Annotated in this window: 15 protein-coding genes; 5 read left to right on the plus strand and 10 right to left on the minus strand. The window is 66.2% G+C overall.

Translation table 11 applies throughout. The features are described 5' to 3' along the window. Positions 1-93: 93 nt before the first annotated feature. Entirely contained in the window at positions 94-3393 is a 3300-nt protein-coding gene (locus tag PV773_RS20130) for an autotransporter domain-containing protein (protein WP_347968066.1), read from the minus strand. Between the two features lie 256 nt (positions 3394-3649). On the opposite strand from PV773_RS20130, the gene PV773_RS20135 reads away from it, so the two are divergent. Beyond that, positions 3650-4417, plus strand: a complete 768-nt coding sequence (locus PV773_RS20135; protein WP_347968067.1) for a DeoR/GlpR family DNA-binding transcription regulator — start codon at positions 3650-3652, stop codon at positions 4415-4417. A gap of 99 nt (positions 4418-4516) precedes the next feature. Further along, the gene (locus tag PV773_RS20140) at positions 4517-4768 is read left to right on the plus strand and encodes a heavy-metal-associated domain-containing protein (RefSeq protein ID WP_347968068.1); all 252 of its coding nucleotides are present in this window, start codon (positions 4517-4519) and stop codon (positions 4766-4768) included. 128 nt (positions 4769-4896) lie between these two features. On the opposite strand, the gene PV773_RS20145 is transcribed toward PV773_RS20140, so the two are convergent. The 9 genes from PV773_RS20145 to gcvA all read right to left on the minus strand — a co-directional run bounded on the left by PV773_RS20145 (position 4897) and on the right by gcvA (position 14059). Then, positions 4897-5640 (minus strand): amino acid ABC transporter ATP-binding protein, encoded by a 744-nt coding sequence (locus PV773_RS20145; protein WP_347968069.1) that lies wholly within the window; start codon positions 5638-5640, stop codon positions 4897-4899. Continuing rightward, on the minus strand, positions 5637-6758 hold the full coding sequence (locus PV773_RS20150) for an amino acid ABC transporter permease (protein WP_347968070.1): 1122 nt from the start codon (positions 6756-6758) through the stop codon (positions 5637-5639). The genes PV773_RS20145 and PV773_RS20150 overlap by 4 nt, the downstream gene beginning before the upstream one ends. Positions 6759-6761: 3 nt before the next feature. Further along, positions 6762-7985 (minus strand): ABC transporter permease subunit, encoded by a 1224-nt coding sequence (locus PV773_RS20155; RefSeq protein ID WP_347968071.1) that lies wholly within the window; start codon positions 7983-7985, stop codon positions 6762-6764. A 9-nt stretch (positions 7986-7994) separates the two neighbouring features. After that, positions 7995-9020, minus strand: a complete 1026-nt coding sequence (locus tag PV773_RS20160; RefSeq protein ID WP_347968072.1) for an amino acid ABC transporter substrate-binding protein — start codon at positions 9018-9020, stop codon at positions 7995-7997. 68 nt (positions 9021-9088) lie between these two features. After that, positions 9089-10270: a cystathionine beta-lyase gene (metC, locus tag PV773_RS20165; RefSeq protein WP_347968073.1), complete on the minus strand. Its 1182-nt coding sequence runs from the start codon at positions 10268-10270 to the stop codon at positions 9089-9091. A 130-nt stretch (positions 10271-10400) separates the two neighbouring features. Then, complete coding sequence (locus tag PV773_RS20170; protein ID WP_347968074.1) at positions 10401-10652, minus strand: heavy-metal-associated domain-containing protein; 252 nt, start codon at positions 10650-10652, stop codon at positions 10401-10403. A gap of 117 nt (positions 10653-10769) precedes the next feature. Next, complete coding sequence (locus tag PV773_RS20175; protein WP_347968075.1) at positions 10770-11816, minus strand: GlxA family transcriptional regulator; 1047 nt, start codon at positions 11814-11816, stop codon at positions 10770-10772. Between the two features lie 133 nt (positions 11817-11949). Beyond that, entirely contained in the window at positions 11950-13134 is a 1185-nt protein-coding gene (locus tag PV773_RS20180; protein WP_347968076.1) for an FAD-dependent oxidoreductase, read from the minus strand. A 40-nt stretch (positions 13135-13174) separates the two neighbouring features. Then, positions 13175-14059 carry a transcriptional regulator GcvA gene (gcvA, locus tag PV773_RS20185; RefSeq protein ID WP_347968077.1) on the minus strand — a complete coding sequence of 295 codons (885 nt, stop codon included), beginning with the start codon at positions 14057-14059 and terminating at the stop codon, positions 13175-13177. A gap of 103 nt (positions 14060-14162) precedes the next feature. Between gcvA and PV773_RS20190 the strand changes: the two genes are divergently transcribed. From PV773_RS20190 to PV773_RS20200, 3 genes are all read left to right on the plus strand, one after another. Then, entirely contained in the window at positions 14163-15362 is a 1200-nt protein-coding gene (locus tag PV773_RS20190; protein ID WP_347968078.1) for an aromatic ring-hydroxylating dioxygenase subunit alpha, read from the plus strand. Between the two features lie 167 nt (positions 15363-15529). Then, positions 15530-16486, plus strand: a complete 957-nt coding sequence (locus tag PV773_RS20195; protein WP_347968079.1) for a PDR/VanB family oxidoreductase — start codon at positions 15530-15532, stop codon at positions 16484-16486. 74 nt (positions 16487-16560) lie between these two features. Beyond that, a complete protein-coding gene (locus tag PV773_RS20200; RefSeq protein ID WP_347968080.1) occupies positions 16561-18981 on the plus strand; it encodes an FAD-dependent oxidoreductase in 2421 nt (806 codons plus the stop codon). Positions 18982-19077: the final 96 nt, after the last annotated feature.

Here is a 19077-nt window from a genome sequence, read left to right on the forward strand (position 1 = left end):
GGCTTTGCGAGACCAAATCCCGGAATGCCAGCAATTTGGATCGAGAAGGGAGCATCCGCGGCCGTGGCCCTGACCGCGGATGATTTTCGACGCCTAGAAGCTCACGGCGAGCTTTGCGTCGATGCCGTGGTCGGACACGCCCGAGGCGAGCTGCCCGGTATAGCTGATGCCGAGCGTCGCCTTCGGGGCGATGTCGAAGTCGATGCCTGCGCCCAGAACCGCCGCATCCCTGGCAATCGGTGCGCCGGTGATGTCGAACCCGCCGCTGCCGTCGAAGGCGAAGGACGAGGTTGGCGCCACGTCGCCGAAGGCGTGCCGCCAGCCGAGCGCTCCGTGGATCGTGGCGCTGGCCGTGCCCAACCCGAGATCGGTCGAGCCGCGCACGCCGAGGGTGGTGAAGGTCACGTCGCTGCTCGTCGCCGCGCTGGACAGCGCGGCAGCGCCTCCCGTTTCAGTGAAGGCGTCGGTGCGCAGGTTCACATAGGTTAGGTTCGAGAAGCCCTCGACGGTGAAGCGTCCGGCATCCAGCCTGTAGCTGGCTTCGCCGAAGACTTGGGCCGTGCCGCCGTCATATTTGGCCGACAGCGCGTCGCTGAAGCCGGCAAAGTCGACCGCACGAGACGTGTCGAAACGGTGCCAGACATAGCCCGCCCCGACCGTCAGGCCGAAAGGTCCGGCTCTCGTGCCGGCATGGATGCCGACATGATAGTTGTCGCTCTCGCCGCTGGAGCCGCCATTGGACGTCTCGAAGGACGAACGGCTGTAGCCGCCGATCACGCCGACGCGCCAGGCATCGCCCACCAGCGCATCGCCGCCGACCAGGAGGCCGCCGGTGCTGCGGTCGAAGCCGACACTACCGGCATCCGCCTTGCTGTCGCCCCATGAGCCAAAGGCGCGGGTCCACAGTACGAAGCGGTCGGTGTCCGCTGGCGCAAGCTCGAGGCCGTCGTCGCCATAGGCCATGACCGGCATGCTCGCCGCACTCGCCTCGCCGAAGGCTTGGCCGATGCGGCTTGCCGCGACGTCCAGCATGATGTTGCCATCCTGGATCATCATGCCCTTGGCCGAAGAATGCACCTCGCCCGACATCTGCTCGAAGGCTTGCTGCGCGCCGGCTTCGTCGAGGTTGACCACCGCGGCGTAAGCCGCGTTGCCGAAGCCCAGGCCTTCGAGCGCCGCAGCCGTGGCCGCCTGGTTCGGCGTCGCTCCGACGTCGGCGAAGCTGATGTCGTTGCGGCTGAGCGTCAGCGTCACGTCGTTGGCGCCATAGGCGAGCGTCGGGTCGAGGAAGGCGAGGCTGGAGCTCACATCCGCGAAGGTGCCGGTCACGCCGCCGTCGGCGGTGACGATCCTGTAGCTGGTCTGCGGCGCATAGTCGTTGCCGCTCGCCAGCGTCAGCACCGAACCGCCCGCGAGCATGGCCTTGCCGGTTGCCGCGACCTTGTCGCTCTCGCCCTTGTCGTTGGCTTCCACCTCGAAGCGTGAGCCCGCCTCGAAGGCGATGTCGCCGGCGATGTTGATGGTGCCGATCGAGTTGCCCGGCTTCAGCGTGCCACCGGAGGCGACGACCGTGTTGCCGAGCGTGCCGGACCCGCCGAGTACTGCGCCCGAGCCGATCGTCGTCAGCTTCGACGAGGCGATCGAGCCGTTCACGGCCAGCGTGCCGGCATTGACGGTCGTCTCGCCGGTGTAGCTGTGGGTGCCGTCGAGCACGAGGCCGCCGAGGCCGATCTTGGTGAGATTGCCGGTGCCTGAGATCTCCTTGCCGATGACGACGACATTGCCGGCGTCGGCGATGTCGAGCGAGCCGCCGCCCGCTTCGAGCATGACGTTGCGGTTGAGGCTCGTCATGTCCTTGCCGACGATGCGCAGGCTAGCGCCATCGAGCCGGAGCTTCGCCTGTTCGCCGCCGAGGGCCGCATCCTCCTCGACGACGACGGTGCCGCCATCGGCCACCTTGAGCTCGCCGATGAAGCTGTGGTCGTCGATGCAATAGTCGCGGATCGCCTGCTGGAAGCGCGGGTCCGTGCTCTTGCAGTCGAGCAGGGTCTTCTTCTCGGCGTCGGTGAGGCCGGCCAGGATCGGCAGGCCGTTTTCGTCGGAGATCTGGCCGAGATAGATGTCGTCGCGCATGTTGTTGCGGGTGAGGAAGAACTCCTTGCCTTTTTCGGCAAAGGTCGAGGCATCCTTGCCCCAGACGACGCGCGTCTTCTGCGTCCCGTTGTCGTCATAGGTTTCGAGCTGCGGCCCGACCCAGCGCACTGTGTGCGCCACCGGTTCGTGGTCGGAGAGCGGCTTCCTGGTCCCGTCGGGCAAGGTGACGTAGCTCACGTCGGTGATGACGCCGAGATAGGGATCGTTCTCGTCGTCATTGATCTGCCACCACTTGCCGAAGGGGCGCGAGGCCAGGAAATGGTCGATCTTGACGCGGTGCCAGGAGGCCCAGGTGTTGGTGGCATCCTCGCCATGCGAGGGCCAGGTCACGCTGCCGTCGTTCAGCGCGTGCGGCGAGAACTGCTCGCGTTCGCTCGGCAGCTGCAGCAACTGGTACTGCTTCTTCAGGATGTTCATGGTCTGCGGCAGGTTGCCGGCCACCGGATATGTCTCGTCAGCGAACAGATCCGGCGGAATTGGCGCCGCGGCGATCTCGGCGGCCGTCTTGCCCTTCCACTGGGCGATATAGGCATCGAGTGCAGCCTGGTCCTTGGCGTACTGGCGCAGCAGGCTGAGATAGAAACTGTTGCTCGCGGTCCTGACGTAGGTCCTCAGCAGCAGCTGCTGCTGGCTGATCGAATGCAGGCCGCGCTCGGACACGTCACCGGCATTGAAGTCGCCGGTCAGGATGATCGGCGCCGAGGCGGACGCCGCCCACTGGTTCAAACCCTTGGCCTCGTTGATGCGATTGGTGGACGGATCGTAGTAGTTGAGGTGGGTCGTCGCGACATAGCTCTTCGGCCGGCTTTTCGTGGCGTCCAGCAGCACATAGCTCGCGGTGTCGCCCAGCCTGTTGGCGCCATATGTTCCGGGCAGGCGCGAGAACAGGCCGACGTCGCCGTCCTGTCGCGTCCCATAGGTGCCGAGCCCGGCTCCGCTCAGGATGCCGGGAATGTCACGGACATAGGTGCTGTTGGCCCCAAGCTCCTGAAAGGTCAGGATGTCGTAATTGCCCTTGATGAAGAAGTCCGACATCACGCTCGGATTGGCCTTGAACCTGTCCACCCAGGTGTTGAGCGTGAGGATTCTCAGCGAATCCTCGGCCGCATGCACTGCTGTTGCCGAGATGGCAAGCGCGGTGCCGCACAGAAGGCCGGCCACGGTGTCGCGCAAGCGGCTGCGCGGCTGGCGGCTTTTTGAGGGCGGGGCTCCTGCAGTGCAGCCTTCGGGGGTCGTCATCGCGTAACTCCTTTTGTGTGCGATGCGACAGCAACTGTCACGAAACGGCCAAGGCAGCCGTGCGAATGACATGTTGTTGTCGTCAAAAAGTACGGAATCGGACATTAGTGACTGCAGATGTCACTTTTACAACATTTTCCCCAGAGCCGATTTCATCGCGGCGCATCTCCTGAATGGGGTGAACACGGTGCGTGAATTTGCTAGCAGGGCTACAAGAGGGTGGGGATTTCAGGCAGGGGCGGCGAGCAGGCTCGACATGGCGAAAGACAGCAAGAAGTCGGGTCGGCAGGCGCACCTGCTCAGTCATCTCGAGCAGAACCATTACGTCTCGATCGAGGAGATCACCGCGCTTTACGGGGTGACGACGCAGACGGCGCGGCGTGACATCATGGCCCTCGAAGAGCAGGGCAAGGTGCGCCGCCTGCACGGGGGGGCGACGATCTCGACGCCGGTCGAGCCTTCGGTGCTGCGCCAGAGGCGAGTCGACAACGCCACCGCCAAGGAACGCATCGGGCTGCTCACGGCCGAGCTCATTCCCGACGGCTCGGCCGTCTTCATCGACACCGGCACCACCTGCGAGGCGGTGGCGCGCGCACTGGTCAAGCGGCGAGACCTGCGCGTCGTCACCTACAGCCTCAGGGTCGCGACCACGCTCAGTGAAAGCACCGACTTCGCCATTGCCGTGCCCGGCGGCTTCGTGCGCCAGGTCGACGGCGGCGTCTTCCGCGAGGAGACCGCCGAATACATCAGGCGCTTCAAGTTCGACGTCGCCATCATCTCGGTCAGCGGCATCGACCACGAAGGCGACATCGGCGACGACGACCACGCCGAGGTCGCTGCCGTCTCGGCGGCCATGGCGCAGGCGGGCCGGGTGATCCTGGCCGTCGACAGTTCCAAGTTCGGCCGGCGTGCGCTGGTGCGGCTCGCTTCGCTCCGCGACATCCACACGCTCGTCACCGAGACGCTGCCGCCGGAGCCCCTGCTGGGGCGTCTGCACCGAAGCAACGTGCAGATCCACACATAGTCCCGTTTGCGCCGGGTTCCGGCCGAAAGGCCCTTGACCTTCCCGTGTGGGAAGGCCGCATGGTCCGCCTCGTGTTTAAGGGCAAACAGGAGGTCCACTATGTGCTCTAGTCACCAGCATCACGACGACGTCGCTGCCGACGCCTCGGTCAAGGGCGTTACCTTCAAGGTCGACGACATGACCTGCGGCCACTGCGCAGGCACGATCAAGAAGGCGATCGAGCACACGCTGCCCGGCGCTGCGTTCTCGATCGACCTGGAAAACAGGAAGGTGACCGTCGCCGGCGACGCGGCGATTGCCGAGAAGGCGATCCAGACGGCCGGCTACCAGCCCGAGCGTCTCGCTCACTAACTCTACTGCGCCGGTCTTTTTGGGGCCGGCGCAGCCTTTTTCCTGGCTACGGTATCCACCTTTGCCATCCGTTGGACCCGCATGCAGCAGGCCGACGCGATGGGTTGCGCCGCTTGTTCCCCTGCCCGTCAGTTTCTGGTGATGTTGCCCAGGAACGCCTTGGCCCGGTCGGTGCAGGGGCAGTCGAAGAACTCGCCTGGCTCGCCCGTCTCGATGATGCTTCCCTTGTCCATGAACACGACGCGGCCGGCGACCCGCCGGGCGAAGCCCATTTCGTGGGTCACGACCACCATGGTTGTGCCGGAGCGCGCGAGGTCGATCATGACGTCGAGCACCTCCTTAACCGACTCCGGATCCAGCGCCGATGTCGGCTCGTCGAATAGCAACACGTTCGGCCGCATCGCCAGCGCACGCGCGATCGCGACGCGCTGCTGCTGGCCGCCGGACAGCGCCGACGGTAGCTTGGCGGCGTGCTGGGCAACGCCGACGCGCTCCAGCAACTGCATCGCGTGCTCTTCGGTCTCCCGCCGGCTACGGCGGCGAACGATGCGCGGCGCGAGCGTGACGTTGTCCAGCACCGACAGGTGCGGGAACAGGTTGAAGCTCTGGAACACCATGCCCACGTCGCGGCGCAACCTGCGCAATTCCCGCGCCTTGTAGCCGACCGCGACCCCGCCGATCGCGACGTCGCCCTCCTGCCACTCCTCGAGACCGTTCAGGCACCTGAGCAGGGTCGACTTGCCCGAGCCCGACGGGCCGCAAAGCACCGTGCAGGTGCCGCCGTCGATGTCCAGCGACACGTCGCGAAGCGCCCGCCAGGAACCGTACCATTTGGACAGCGAGCGGACGGCGATGGATGCGTTGGCTGTCATTGTGCTTTCCTTCCGCCATTCGGCGCACGCGATTGTGCCCGCTCGGAATCGCGCTCCATTCGGGCGCTTACCTGGGACAGGCCGAAACAGAGGCTCCAAAATACCACCCCGACGAAGACATAGCCTTCGGTTGCGAGCCCCAGCCAGGCTGGGTCCGACAGGGCTGCGGTGACGATGTTGAGCAGGTCGAACAGGCCCACCACCATCACGTAGGTGGTGTCCTTGAGCAGCGAGATCGCCGAGTTGACGATGCCCGGCAGCACCGCGCGCAGCGCCTGCGGCATGATGATGTAGCCCTGCATCGCCCAGAAGCCGAAGCCGAGCGCGTTGGCGGCCTCGCTCTGGCCGCGGCCGACGCTTTGCAGGCCACCGCGGGCGACCTCGGCCAGGTAGGCTGCCGAATAGAGCGTGATGCCGGTCATGGCGAGCGTCAGGCGCGGGAACTCGACGCCCGGCGGCAGGAACAGCGGCAGCATGATCACCGACATGAACAGGATGGCGATGAGCGGCATGCCGCGCCAGGACTCGATGAAGCCGGTGGCGATCAGCCGGATGGCCGGCAGCTTCGAGGCGCGGCCGAGCGCCAGCAAGATGGCGATGGGGAAGGAGAACACGAAGGCTCCGATGCCGACCACCATCGTCAGCAGCAGGCCGCCCCACTTCTCCGAAGGAACGGGCGCAAGACCGAGCACGCCGCCGGAGAGCAGGATGAAAGACGCGACCGGATAGGCGCAGAAGCCGCCGACCAGGAGCTTGCGCCGGCCCGGAAAGTCCGGTGCCATTGCCAGGAGCAGCAACAGCGGCGGGGTGATCAGCACGATCCATGCGCGCCAGCGTTCGGCCTCCGGGTAGAAGCCGAAGGCGAATTGCGGCAGGCGGTTGACGATGAAGGCCCAGCAGGCCCCGTCAGGATTGCAGCCGGCACGGTCCGAAGCCACCCAGGTGGCATTGACGAATGCCCAGTCGATGATCCGAAAGCCGAGCGTCCAGGCGAGATAGGCGAGGCCGAGGCTGACAGCCGTGCCGAAGGGGTTGGCGACCACGGTAGCCAGCAACCTGCGGATGGCGGTGGTGGGCACGAGCGGGCTCGAAGTTCCGGAAACGGAAGAATGGGCCATGGCTCAACGCTCCACCAGTTTGACGCGACGCCCATAGGCGCTGGTCGCCAGCGCCACCGTCGTGCTGAGGGCCAGATAGACACAGGCGGTGATGACCACGATCTCGACCGCCCTGCCCGTCTGGTTGAGCGAGGTTCCGAGGAAGACGTTCACGAGATCGGGGAAGCCGACGACGGTCGCGAGCGCCGAGGCCTTGATGAGATGCGTATACTGGTTCGCCAGCGGCGGGATGATCACCCGCATCGCCTGGGGGACGATGACCAGTCGCAGGATCAGCTTCGGCGGCAGCCCGAGGGCGAGCGCCGCCTCCCGCTGCCCGCGTCCCACCGACTGCACGCCGGCGCGCACGATCTCCGCGACGAAAGCGGAATTGTAGATCGTGAGCGCGGCGACCAACGAAACGAACTCGGGCATGAGCTTGAGCCCGCCGCGGTAATCGAAGCCTGCGAGCACGGGCATTTGCCAGTCGAGCGTGGCGATCGCAACGGCGTTGGCGATAAGCCCTCCGGCGATGAGCACCAGGCCGAAGCGCGGGGGAGATTCGCCGCGCGCCTGGGCACGGCCGCGGGTCATCCATCCCGCAACGATTGCGGCGATGCCGGCCGTGACGACCATGGCGACGGCGATCGCCATGGCGTCGCCGGCGACCGGCGCCGGCAGATAGAGGCCGCGGTTGCTGAGGAAGCCGAAACCGCCGAGGCCGATCGCCTCCCGCACCGTGGGCAGCGACCGCAGCACCACCGCCTGCCAAAGCAGAAGATGCAGCAGAAGCGGTAGGTTGCGGACAATTTCGACGTAACCGCGAGCCACGTACCTGACCGGGGCGCTGGGCGACACCCGCGCAAGCCCGACCGCGAACCCCAGGATCGTGGCGGCGGTAATTGCCAGGGCCGCCACGAGCAGGGAGTTCAAAAGGCCTGCGAGGAAGACCCGGCCATAGGTAGAGGTCGGGTCTATGGAGATCAGGCTGAAGGCCATCTGGAAGCCGGCTTCCTGCCAGAGGAAGTCGAAGCCGGAGGCGAGCCCGCGCGCCTGCAGGTTGACGACGGTGTTGCGTATGGCGAACACCGCCAGTGCAGCGACGAGCAGCAGGACCGCCGCCTGCTGCAGGATCGCCTTGCGTCGTGCCCACCGTTGCCTCGGACCGAGATGCGGCTGGGCGTCAGCCTCGTCGCTTTCCGCGCCGCTCCAGATGCCGGTGGCCATGTTCTGGTCCGAGACAGCCATTGGTCGACCTCAGCGTACTGGCGGAGCGTAGAGCAGGCCGCCCTTCGACCACAACTCGTTCTGGCCGCGTGCCAGCTTGACCGGGCTGCCGGCGCCGAGGTTGCGGTCGAAGATCTCGCCGTAATTGCCGACCGACGAGATCACCTTCACCACCCAGTCGTTGGCGAGGCCGAGCTTGGCACCGAAGTCGCCGGTCTTGCCCAGCATGCGTTGGATCTCCGGGTTCTCGGAACTGGAGGCCATTTCCGCCACGTTCTTCGAAGTAATGCCCTTCTCCTCGGAGTTGATCAGCGTGAACAGGGTCCAGGCCGCGACGTCGCGGAAGGCCGGGTCGTCCTGCTGCACGATCGGGCCAAGCGGTTCCTTGGCGATGATCTCGTCCAGGATCACGTAATCATCGGGCGCCGACAGGCCCAGGCGGCTCGCTGCCAGCCCGCCGCGCTCGTTGGTGTAGGCGTCGCAGCGGCCGGCCTCGAGATTGGCGAGGTTCTGCTCGCGGCTGTTGGTGACGATGGGCGTGTATTCGAGCTTGTTCGTGCGGAAATAGTCGGACAGGTTGAGTTCGGTCGTGGTGCCGGCGGAAACGCAGATCGAGGCGCCGTTCAGGTCGGCGAGCTTGGTGACGCCGAGGCTCTTCTTCACCAGGAAGCCCTGGCCGTCATACATATAGACGCCGGCATAGTCGAACTTCATTTCGGTGTCGCGGGTGTAGGTCCAGGCGGCGGCGCGGGCCAGCATGTCGACGCTGCCCGACTGCAGGGCGGCGAATGCGTTCTTGAATTCCAGCGGCGCGAACTTGACCTTTTCGGGATCGCCGAACATGGCGGCGGCCACTGCGCGGCAATAGTCGACCTCCAGGCCGGCCCACTTGCCCGAGGCGTCGAGCGTGCTCAGGCCGATGGTCGTGCCGGTGCTCGTGCCGCAGATGAGTTCGCCGCGGTCCTTGATGGCCTTGACCCTGTCGCCTTCGCCGGCGAGCGCCGAGGTGGCCACCACGCTCAATCCGACGATTCCCCAAAGCATAGTTTTCGTCATGGCAAATCTCCTCCTGCCGTTTTGGTCTTTTGGTTGTGTCCTGTCGCCGGGGGCCTCCCGGCATCCGGTTATTCTGCCGCCGCTTCCCGATCGAAACCGTAGCGGTCAAGCCCGATCTCGATGTCCTCCAGAAGGTCGTCGGCATGTTCGAGGCCGATGCTGAAGCGCAGCAGGGGCCCCTTCTCGCGCCACGGCGCAACGGTGCGGGCTCCCTCGAGCTGCACCGGTGCCACGAGACTGTGCAGGCCGCCCCAGCTTGCGCCGATGCGGAACAGCCTGAGTTCCTCGATGAAGCTCGACAGCCTACGCATGTCCCGTGGTTGCAGTACCACCGAGAAGACGCCGCAGGAGCCCTGGAAATCGCGCCGCCAGATGGCATGGCCGGCGTCGCCGGGCAGCGGCGGATAGAGGACGCGGTCGACGCTGGGATGCTCGGCCAGGCGGCTGGCGATCTTCAGCGCCGAGGTGCTCTGGCGTTCCAGGCGCGCGGCGAGCGTGCCGAGACCACGCAGCGCCAGGTAGCAATCCTCCGGCGAGACACCGAGGCCGAGGAAGCGGGCGGCGTCCTTGACGCGCCGGAAAAGCTCCTCCGTGGCGACGGTGACGCTGCCGAGCAAAAGGTCCGAATGCCCGCCGACATGTTTCGACAGCGCCTGCACGGCGATATCAGCGCCGAGACTCAGTGCCTTGAAGCCGAGCGGCGAGGCCCAGGTGCCGTCGACCGCGACAAGCGCGCCATGTGCATGGGCGGCTTTTGCGATCGCCGGAAGATCCTGGACTTCCATGGTGAACGAGGCGGGCGATTCCACCCAGACCAGGCGGGTGTTCGGGCGCATGAGAGCGGCGATGCCGGCGCCGGCCAGTGCATCGTAGAAGGTCGCTTCGACACCAAGGCCCGACATGAATTTCTCGGCCGACGAACGCGATGGCCCGTAGACGGGATCCGGCAGCAGGACATGGTCGCCGGCGCGAAGCAAGGCAAAGTTGGTGACCATGATCGCCGCCATGCCGGACGGCACGATCAGGCTGCGGGCGCCGCCTTCGAGCGCGGCGATCTGGGTTGCCAGGTTCCGCGACGCCGGATGACCGTAGAGACCGTAGGAATAGCCGTCGTAGAACTGGGTGTGGCGGGAAAGGAAGCTCTCCACCGTCGGAAACACGATCGTCGAAGCGCGATGGACCGCCTGCGTCAACGCATTGAAGGGCAGGTCGTCGACGGCGGTGTGAAGGAGACGGGTTTCGTCGTGCATTCGAGCCTCTTGGTGGAATTCAGTCCGTAGCTTGCCGCTGCTGTCTCGCAGCCGAAGGCATTCGCCGCGCGGCCTGTGCGCGGACGTGCCCCTTCGAGCATTGTTGCTGCCGGTTCCCCGGCGGATTGCATCAGCGGGCGAGACGTTCCGGCTGATAGCCGGCCGTCAGGATCGCTTTCTCGGCGATTGCCGCGTCGCCGGCGACGGTCACCTGCCTGCTTTCCAGGTCGATCGAGAAGGCCGCGCCGGGCAGCGTGTGCTCGATCGCCTTGCTGATCGTGCCGGCGCAATGGCCGCAGGTCATGTCCTCGACTTTGAAGGTCACGCCCTTGACCGCGGCGTCTGCGACGACGTCGTCGTGATGCTGGTGGCTAGAGCACATTCGATCCTCCCCCGAGTAACTCTTCCGTGATCTGGACCTTGCACCCTTCCAGCACTGGAAGGTCAAGCGCCATTTCGGGGGAAAATTAGAGGCCTCTCGGGCGTCGGTTCTCGGTTGTCAGGCGGCGGCGCGGAGTTTGCTCGGCAGCACCCGGAAATGATCTCGGAAACTCTTCGAAAAATGCGAGGACGAGACGAAGCCGCAGGCGACGGCGACGTCCATGATCGGCATGGCAGTGAGTTCGATCAGTTGCCGCGCCTTGGCGAGCCGGAGCCCGAGATAGTGCTGCCAGGGCGTCGTCGAAAGGTGGCGCTCGAACAGCCGCTCGATCTGGCGGCGCGACAGCGACACACGCGCCGAGATTTCCTCCAGCGACAGCGGCTCCTCGATGTTCTGTTCCATCAGCCGGATGATGCGCAGGAGCTTCTTGCCCGTGTTGCCATAGCGCAGGCCCGGCGGCACCGATTGGCAACTCGCGCCGTCACGCCAGCGGTCGGCGGTGACGTGTTGGCAGATGCTTCGTGCAAGCTCGGCGCCGCAGCGCTCCTGCACCAGGTCAATGGCGAGATCGAAGGCGGCGAGCTCGCCGGCGCAGGTGACGATCTGGCCGTCGCGGACGAACAGCGCGTCGTCCGTGGCGAGGTCGTAGAAAGTTTCGGAAAGCGCGGCCATCTTGGTCCAATGGATGGTGCAGCGGGCCTCGCTCAGCAGGCCCGCGTCGGCCAATAGCCAGGTCGCGGTGCCGAGCGCCTGGATCGGTAGCTGGGCGCGCGCGGCGCGCCGCAGCAAGGCCCGCAGCTCATGCGAGCTATGGCGCTCGACCCCCTCGCCGGCGCAGATCGTGAATGTCGACTGCGGCTCATAGAGCGCCGCGCTGGCCGCTTCGGCAAAGCAGCCGGAGACTTCGACGGTAATGCCGCTGGCGCTTGCGACCGACCGGCCGTCGAGGCTGGTCAGTTTCCAGTGGAACAGGTCGCGGCCGGACAGCATATTGGCGAGCCGCAGCGGATCGACCAGCGACGACAGGCAAAGTTGGGAAAAGCCTGGCAGCAACAGCACCAGGAATTCCGCCGGCGCGGCCTGTTGTCTCGTGGGCTGCGCGATTCTGGCGCCTTGCCGGTAGGCCGCGATCCTGAAGACCGTGTGCTTGCTCGGTGCGTTCATCTGCCCCTCCCTGCGCGGCGGCGATGGGCGGACAACGACCGCCCGAACGTCAATTGTCACAAAATGGCAAAAATAAACACAAAATGCAACATCACAATAATGCCGGTCAGGAGGCGGACGGCCGAGGGTTGCTTCAGGCCAGCCCGAGATAGGTCGTGAGCTCTCGCGCCGCTGCACCTCCGGCGCGGTTGGCGCCGATGGTCGAGGCGGAGGGGCCGTAGCCAACCAGGTGGACGCGCGGATCCTTGGCAACCTGCGTCGCGAGCCTGCCTGCCATGACGATGCCGCCGTTCTCCTCGCGCAGCTGCAACGGCGCGAGGTGGTCGAGTGAGCTGCGGAAACCGGTTGCCCACACGATCACGTCCGCTTCCAACTCCGTGCCGTCGGCCCAGCGGATACCGTGCGGCATGATCTCGCTGAACATGGGCAGCCGATCGAGCAGGCCGCGTTGGCGCGCCGCCTGAAGCGCCGGCGTCAGCGGAATCCCGGTCACGGAGACGACCGAACCGGGTACGAGGCCGCGCCGCACGCGGTCCTCGACGACCGCGACTGCCGCGCGTCCGTCATCCTGCGTGAATGGCCCTTCGCGGAACCGCGGCTCGCTGCGGGTCACCCAGGTCGTGGTGGTCACCTTGGAGATCTCGTCCAGCAACTGCAGCGCCGAGATGCCGCCGCCCACCACCACGACATGCTTTCCGGCGAATTCCTCGGCCGTGTGGTAGTCGCGCGAGTGCAGCTGTCGCCCGGCAAAGCCGTCGCGGCCCGGAAAATCCGGGATGAAGGGCGATTCCCAGGTGCCGGTCGCATTGACGATGCCGCGCGCCGAAAAGGTCTCGCGGTCGGTCTCGACGCGGAAACGGCCGTTGCGCTGGCAGACCACCTTCACCGTCACGGGACGGTAGACGGGCAGCTCGAAGCTTCGCTCGTAGGCGGCGTAATATTTCGGCACGGCGTCGGAGGCCTTCACCTCCGTCGATTCCAGCTCGACCGCCTCGGCGAACTGCATGCCCGGCAGATCGTGCAGGCGGTTAACCGTGTTCAGGGTCAGGTAGGGCGGCCGGAACTGCCAGGCGCCCCCGGGTTCGGGCGCCTTGTCCAGCACCAGAAAATTGCGCCCCGGCGCCAACCCCAGCTTCTTCAGATGATAGGCGGTGGAGAGCCCGGCCTGGCCGGCACCGATGACCACGATGTCGACCTTGTAGGCGGCGCGCAGCGATGGCTCGTCCAACGGGCGTTCAGGGGAGCGGGTCGATTGATCGTGGTCGGGCGCTTCGGTCGTCATGTCGCCGAACGTGGGCCGCGTTCGTTGCAAGTTCAAGTGGCCGCTCCGGCGGGCAGCCATGCCCGGGGCGCGGTGCTCAGCCTTCGGCGGTCGCGGCCGGTCGAACCATGCTCATCAGCCAGTCGCGGAAAGCGACCACCTTCGGCGTCCTGGCCTTCTGCGGCGTCGCCAGAAACCAGTAGGAGCCGGCGCCCTGCAGGCGCTGTTCGAACGGCGCGACGAGCAGGCCGGTCGCGAGCTCGCGCTCGATCAGCGCCGTCCGGCCGAGCAGCACGCCCTTGCCTTCGACCGCCGCGCGGATGCCCATGATCGACTGGTCGAAGAACGACCCCGCCGAGGTGTCGATGCCGGTGACGCCGACATGGGCGAGCCAGGTGTCCCAGTCCTCGTCATAGCCGGGCACATGCAGCAGGTCGCGAGGCCGGAGATCCTCAGGCGAATTCAACGTCTCGGCATATTTCGGCGTACAGACCGGGAAGGTCTCGTCGCGCAGCAACAGCGTCGCCTCGCGCTTCGGCCAGTTGCCCCAGCCGAATTCGATCGCCGCATCGACCTTGCCCTCGCCATGGTCGAGCGCGGTGAGCCTCAGGTCGATGGTCGGATGCTGGACACGGAACAGGTCGAGCCGTGGCGCGATCCATTGGCTGGCAAAGGATGTCGGTACGTGCACCACCAGCATCTCGCGGGTGCTGCGCCCGGCGATCCGTGCGGTCGCCTCGTCGATCAGGGCGAAGGCGCGGCCAAGCTCCTCGGCATAGCGGCGGCCACGGTCGGTGAGCCGGACGCCGTTGGCGTGGCGGTCGAACAGCTCCTTGCCGAGCCTGAGCTCGAGCGCCCGGATGTGCTGCGATATGGCCGAGGGGGTGACGTTCAGCTCGGTGCCGGCGGCAGCGAAGCTGCCGAGCCTTGCCGCGGCCTCGAAGGCACGTAGCCAGTTCAGGGGTGGTCGGGCGGCGGTCATGGCACCATTAGATTTTCTTGCGCTACCCCCAAGGTAATCGCGTTTGCTCGGCCAGGCAAGAAAGGTTCCAATCCCCCCAGTTCAGCATCTGGGAGGCTCCGTCATGAACGTCCACTGGCTCCAGGGCTATCGCCCCGGCTACGGTCTACCGCGCCCTTTCTACACCGACCCCGAGATCTTCGCCGAGGAGCAGGCGCGCATCTTTCGTAACAACTGGTTCTTCGCCGGCCATTCGATCGAGCTGCCCAAGGCGGGCGACTACATGACGCTCGATGTCGGCGGCGCACCCGTCGTCGTGGTGCGCGACCGCGACGGCAAGGTGCATGCCCATCACAATGTCTGCCGCCATCGCGGCTCGATCATCTGCACCAAGGAGAAGGGCAAGGCAGCACGTCTCGTCTGTCCCTATCACTCCTGGTCCTATGCCCATGACGGTACCCTGATCGGCGCGCCGATGATGGGCGAGGAATTCGACAAGGCTCAGCACGGTCTGAAGCGGGCACATGCGGAAGAATTCGACGGGCTGATCTTCGTCAACCTGTCGGAGGCCCCCTCCCCGTTCCACGAGCTGCGCGACCACCTCTCGCCGATCCTCAAGTCGCAGGGCATGGCCAAGGCCAAGATCGCGCTCGTCCGCGACTACGAGCTCGACGTGAACTGGAAGATCGTCGTCGAGAACAACCGCGAGTGCTACCACTGCGAGGCCAACCACCACGGCTATGTCTCGGTGCAATACGACACCGAGAACGACAATCCCGACCTCAAGGACGAGATCGCCGAGCGGCTTGGCGACTGCCGTATCCGCTGGGAGAAGGCGGGGCTCGACACGGCCCGCGTCAACACCTCGTCCAACAACACGTCGGAGTGGTTCCGCGCCAACCGCACGCCGGTGCGCAAGGGCATGGTCACCGAGAGCCCCGACGGGCAGTTGGTCTGCGACGTCCTGATGGCCGGCTTCACCGATCCCGACATGGGCACGGCGCGCGCCAACACCAACATCAACTTCTGGTGCCACGCCAATTCCGACTATGCCCACACCGTGCGCATCACGCCGGTGTCGCCGACCAGGACAATCGTGCGCGGCTACTGGCTGGTCGACGAGAATGCCGTCGAGGGCCGCGACTACGATCCGGAGAAGATCGCCGCCTTCCACCACGAGGTCATGTCGGAGGACTGGGAGATCTGCCGCCGCCAGTGGATCGGCATCACCTCGCCCGGCTTCGAGCCCGGCCCCTATTCGCCGACCAAGGAAGCCAATGTCGACCGCTATGTCAGGTGGTACGCGAGCCAGATGACGGCGTAGGCGAAGCTCGGCGCCGGTGTCCTCCCTCCCCCTTGTGGGGAGGGATCGAGGGTGGGGTATCTCCCGGCCTCATCCTGCAAGGCCGTGCCGTCAGGTACCCCCACCCCTAACCCCTCCCCACAAGGGGGAGGGGGTCGTCTGCGGCTCGCTCAGGGACAACACAAAAGATGCTCTCCAGGCCGGAAATTCTCCTGCAGGTCGCCGAGATCAAGGTGATGACGCCACGCGTGTCGGCCTACCGGCTGGTGTCGCCCCATGGCGAGCGTCTGCCGGCCTGGAGCGCGGGCGCGCATCTCCACTTCCGCCTGCCGAGCGGCCGGGGGCGCTGCTACTCGCTGTGCGGCGACCCTGCCCAATCCGCCGAATATTGGGTGGCCGTACAGCGCGAGGAGAACGGCGAGGGCGGCTCGCTCGAGGTGGCCGAGACCTTTTCGCGCGGCGTGGTGGTGCGCGCCGACCCGCCGCGCAACGGCTTTCCGCTGGCGGATAGCGCGCGGCACCATGTGCTGATCGCCGGCGGCATCGGCATCACGCCCATTATCGCCATGATCCACCATCTCCGCCGCACAAGGGCGAGCTATTACGTTCATGTCTGCGCTCGCTCGCTGAAGGAGGTGGCGTTTCGCGACCTGATCCAGGCCGAAGTCGCGGCGGGACGCGCGGCACTCCATCTCGACGGCAACGATCCGGCGCGACGGCCCGACCTGGTGGCGATCGTCGGCGCAACGGCAGAGAGCACGCATGTCTATGCTTGCGGTCCGGCAGGGCTGCTCAAGGCCTTCGCCCACGCCACCGAAAGCTGGCCGCAAGAGCAAATCCATGTCGAGAGCTTCGCGCCGGAGGCCAAGCAGACTGACAGCGATCGGCCTTTCGACGTCACCATCGCCTCGACCGGCAAAACCATCCACGTTGCTGTGGGCACGACCCTACTAGCCGCGCTCAAGGCCGCCGGCCACGACATCGCGACCAGCTGCCGGCAGGGCATCTGCGGCTCGTGCATGGTTCCCTACCGCGACGGCGAACCCGACCACCGCGACCAGGCTCTCACCGATGACGAGCGCCGCGAATTCCTCACCGTCTGTTGCTCGCGCGCCCACTCGCCGAGCCTGACCCTCGATCTCTGAACGGGCCGGCATGCGCCGGCGCACCCAAACCCGCAGTACCTCGCGCCACGCGAGGCCAGTCCCGAAAGGCCACTATGTCCAAGCTTCCCTCGCATGCCCGCATCGTCATCGTCGGCGGCGGCGCCATCGGCACCTCCATCGCCTACCACCTCGCCAAGATGGGCGAAAAGGACGTGCTGCTGCTCGAAAAGAACCAGCTGACAGCCGGCTCGACCTGGCATGCCGCCGGCCTGATGGGCCAGCTGCGCAGCAAGGTGAACCTCACACGCCTGATGCAGTATAGCGCCGACCTGTGCGCCAAGATCGGCGCCGAGACCGGCCAGGATGTCGGCTGGAAGAATGTCGGCAGCCTGCGCCTCGCCGCCTCCGACGCGCGCTGGGAAGAGCTCAAGCGGGCGCACACGGCCGCCAGGAGCTACGGCTTCGACATGGAACTGGTCGGCCCCGACGAGGTGAAGCGGCTGTTCCCGCTCGTCGACACCAAGGACCTGCGCGGCGCCACCTGGATCGCGTCCGACGGCCATGTCGACCCCTATTCGCTGACCCATGCCTATGCCAAGGGCGCGCGCACGGGCGGCGTGCGCATCGTCGAGGGCGTCACCGTCACCGGCTTTGCCATCAAGGATCGTCGCATCACGGCGGTAAAGACCGCCGACGGGGATGTCGGCTGCGAGATCGTCGTCAATGCCGCCGGCCTGTGGGCGCGCCAGCTCGGCGAACTCGCCGGCATCGACCTGCCGATCACCGTCGTCGAACACGAATATTTCGTCACCGAGAAGTCGCCGATGGTGCCGGACGACCTGCCGACGCTGCGCGACCCGGACGCCAATTTCTACGTCAAGCCGGAGCCGGGCGCGATGGCGATCGGCGGCTGGGAAAAGGAGACCCGCGCCGCCTATGGGCTCGGCAAGCTGCCGATGAGCTTCGGCCAGGAATTGTTCCCCGATGATCTCGAGCGCATCGCCGAGGTCATCGAAGGCGCTGCCAACCGCATCCCGATCTTGGGCGAACTCGGCGTGCGCGCCGTGGTCAACGGACCGATCCCGATTTCGGCCGACGGCGAGCCGGTGATGGGCCTTGCCGGCGACTACGAGAATTTCTTCGTCGCCTGCGGCTTCACCTCGGGCATCGCCGCCTCGGGCGGCGCCGGCCGCGCCATGGCCAACTGGATCGTCGAGGGCGACCCCGGCATGGACCTCTGGGCCTTCGACCTGCGCCGCTTCGGCCATCCGCATGGCGGCCTCGCTTATCTCCGCGACAGCGCCATCGAGGCCTATTCGAAATATTACGCCATCGCCTGGCCGGAAGAGGAACGCTCGGCCTGCCGGCCGCTGCGCCGCTCGCCGCTCTACCAGACCTTGACGGCGCAAGGTGCGGTCAACGGCGTCAAGTTCGGCTGGGAGCGGCCGAACTATTTCCTCAGGCCGGGCGAGGCCAAGCCGCCGCTCGAAACCTTCGAGCGCGCGCCTTATGCCCAGGTCATCGGCCGCGAGCACAAGATCGTGCGCGAGGGGGTGGCCCTAGTCGACCAGTCGTCCTTCTCCAAGTTCGAAGTTTCGGGGACCGGCGCGCTTGCCTATCTGCAGTGGCTGGCGGCCGCCAATGTCGACAAGGGCGACAACGCAGTCATCTACACCCAGCTGCTCAACAAGCGCGGCGGCATCGAGGCCGATCTCACCATCATGCGACGAGGCGAACAAAGGTTCCATGTCGTCACCGGTTCCGCCTTCGGCACCCGCGACGGCGGCTGGATCCGCCACCATATGCCGCGCGACGGCTCGGTGTCGGTGCATGACGTGACCGGAGCCTACGGTGTCATCAACCTGTGCGGTCCGCTGGCGCGCGAGGTGCTGGCCAAGGTCAGCGAGCACGACGTCTCCAACGACGCCTTCCCCTACATGACCTGCCGCGAGATCCGCGTCGGCTGGGCACCGGTCTTCGCCGCGCGCGTCACCTATGTCGGTGAACTCGGCTGGGAGCTGCATGTGCCCACCGAATACATGGCCTATGTCTACGAGGTGCTGCGCGAGGCGGGTGCGCCGTTCGGCATCGCCGATGTCGGCTACAAGGCGATCTCCAGCCTGCGTATGGAAAAGCGCTATCTCTACTGGGGCGCCGACATCACCCCTGATGACACCCCGCTGGAGGCCGGACTCGGCTTTGCGGTTGCCATGAAGAAGGGCGACTTCCACGGCCGCGACGCGCTTGCCGCCCAGAAGGAGCGCGGCATTACCCGCAAGCTCGCCTGCTTCCGGCTCGACGAACCGCTGCCCGTCTATGGCGGCGAGGCGATGTCGGTGAACGGCCGCGTCGTCGGCATGACCACCAGCGGCGACTTCGGCCACACGGTCGGCGCGTCCCTCGTCTTCGGCTATCTCAAGGGCGACGACATGGGCCTCAAGGAGATCGAGGTCGAGGCCTTCGGCCGCCGCAGCCGCGCGACGGTGGTGGAGCGCTGCGCCTACGATCCGGCGGGCGAGCGCGTCCGGCTCTAGCATCCAGTTCCAACCGGGCCGCTTGCAAGCGAGCTCGGTTGTTTCCAACAGACGCCGCGCTACCGAAAAGGGGCGCGGCGTTCCGATGTGGTGGGA

Source organism: Mesorhizobium sp. CC13 (genome assembly GCF_039907765.1).
Taxonomy (GTDB): Bacteria; Pseudomonadota; Alphaproteobacteria; order Rhizobiales; family Rhizobiaceae; genus Aminobacter.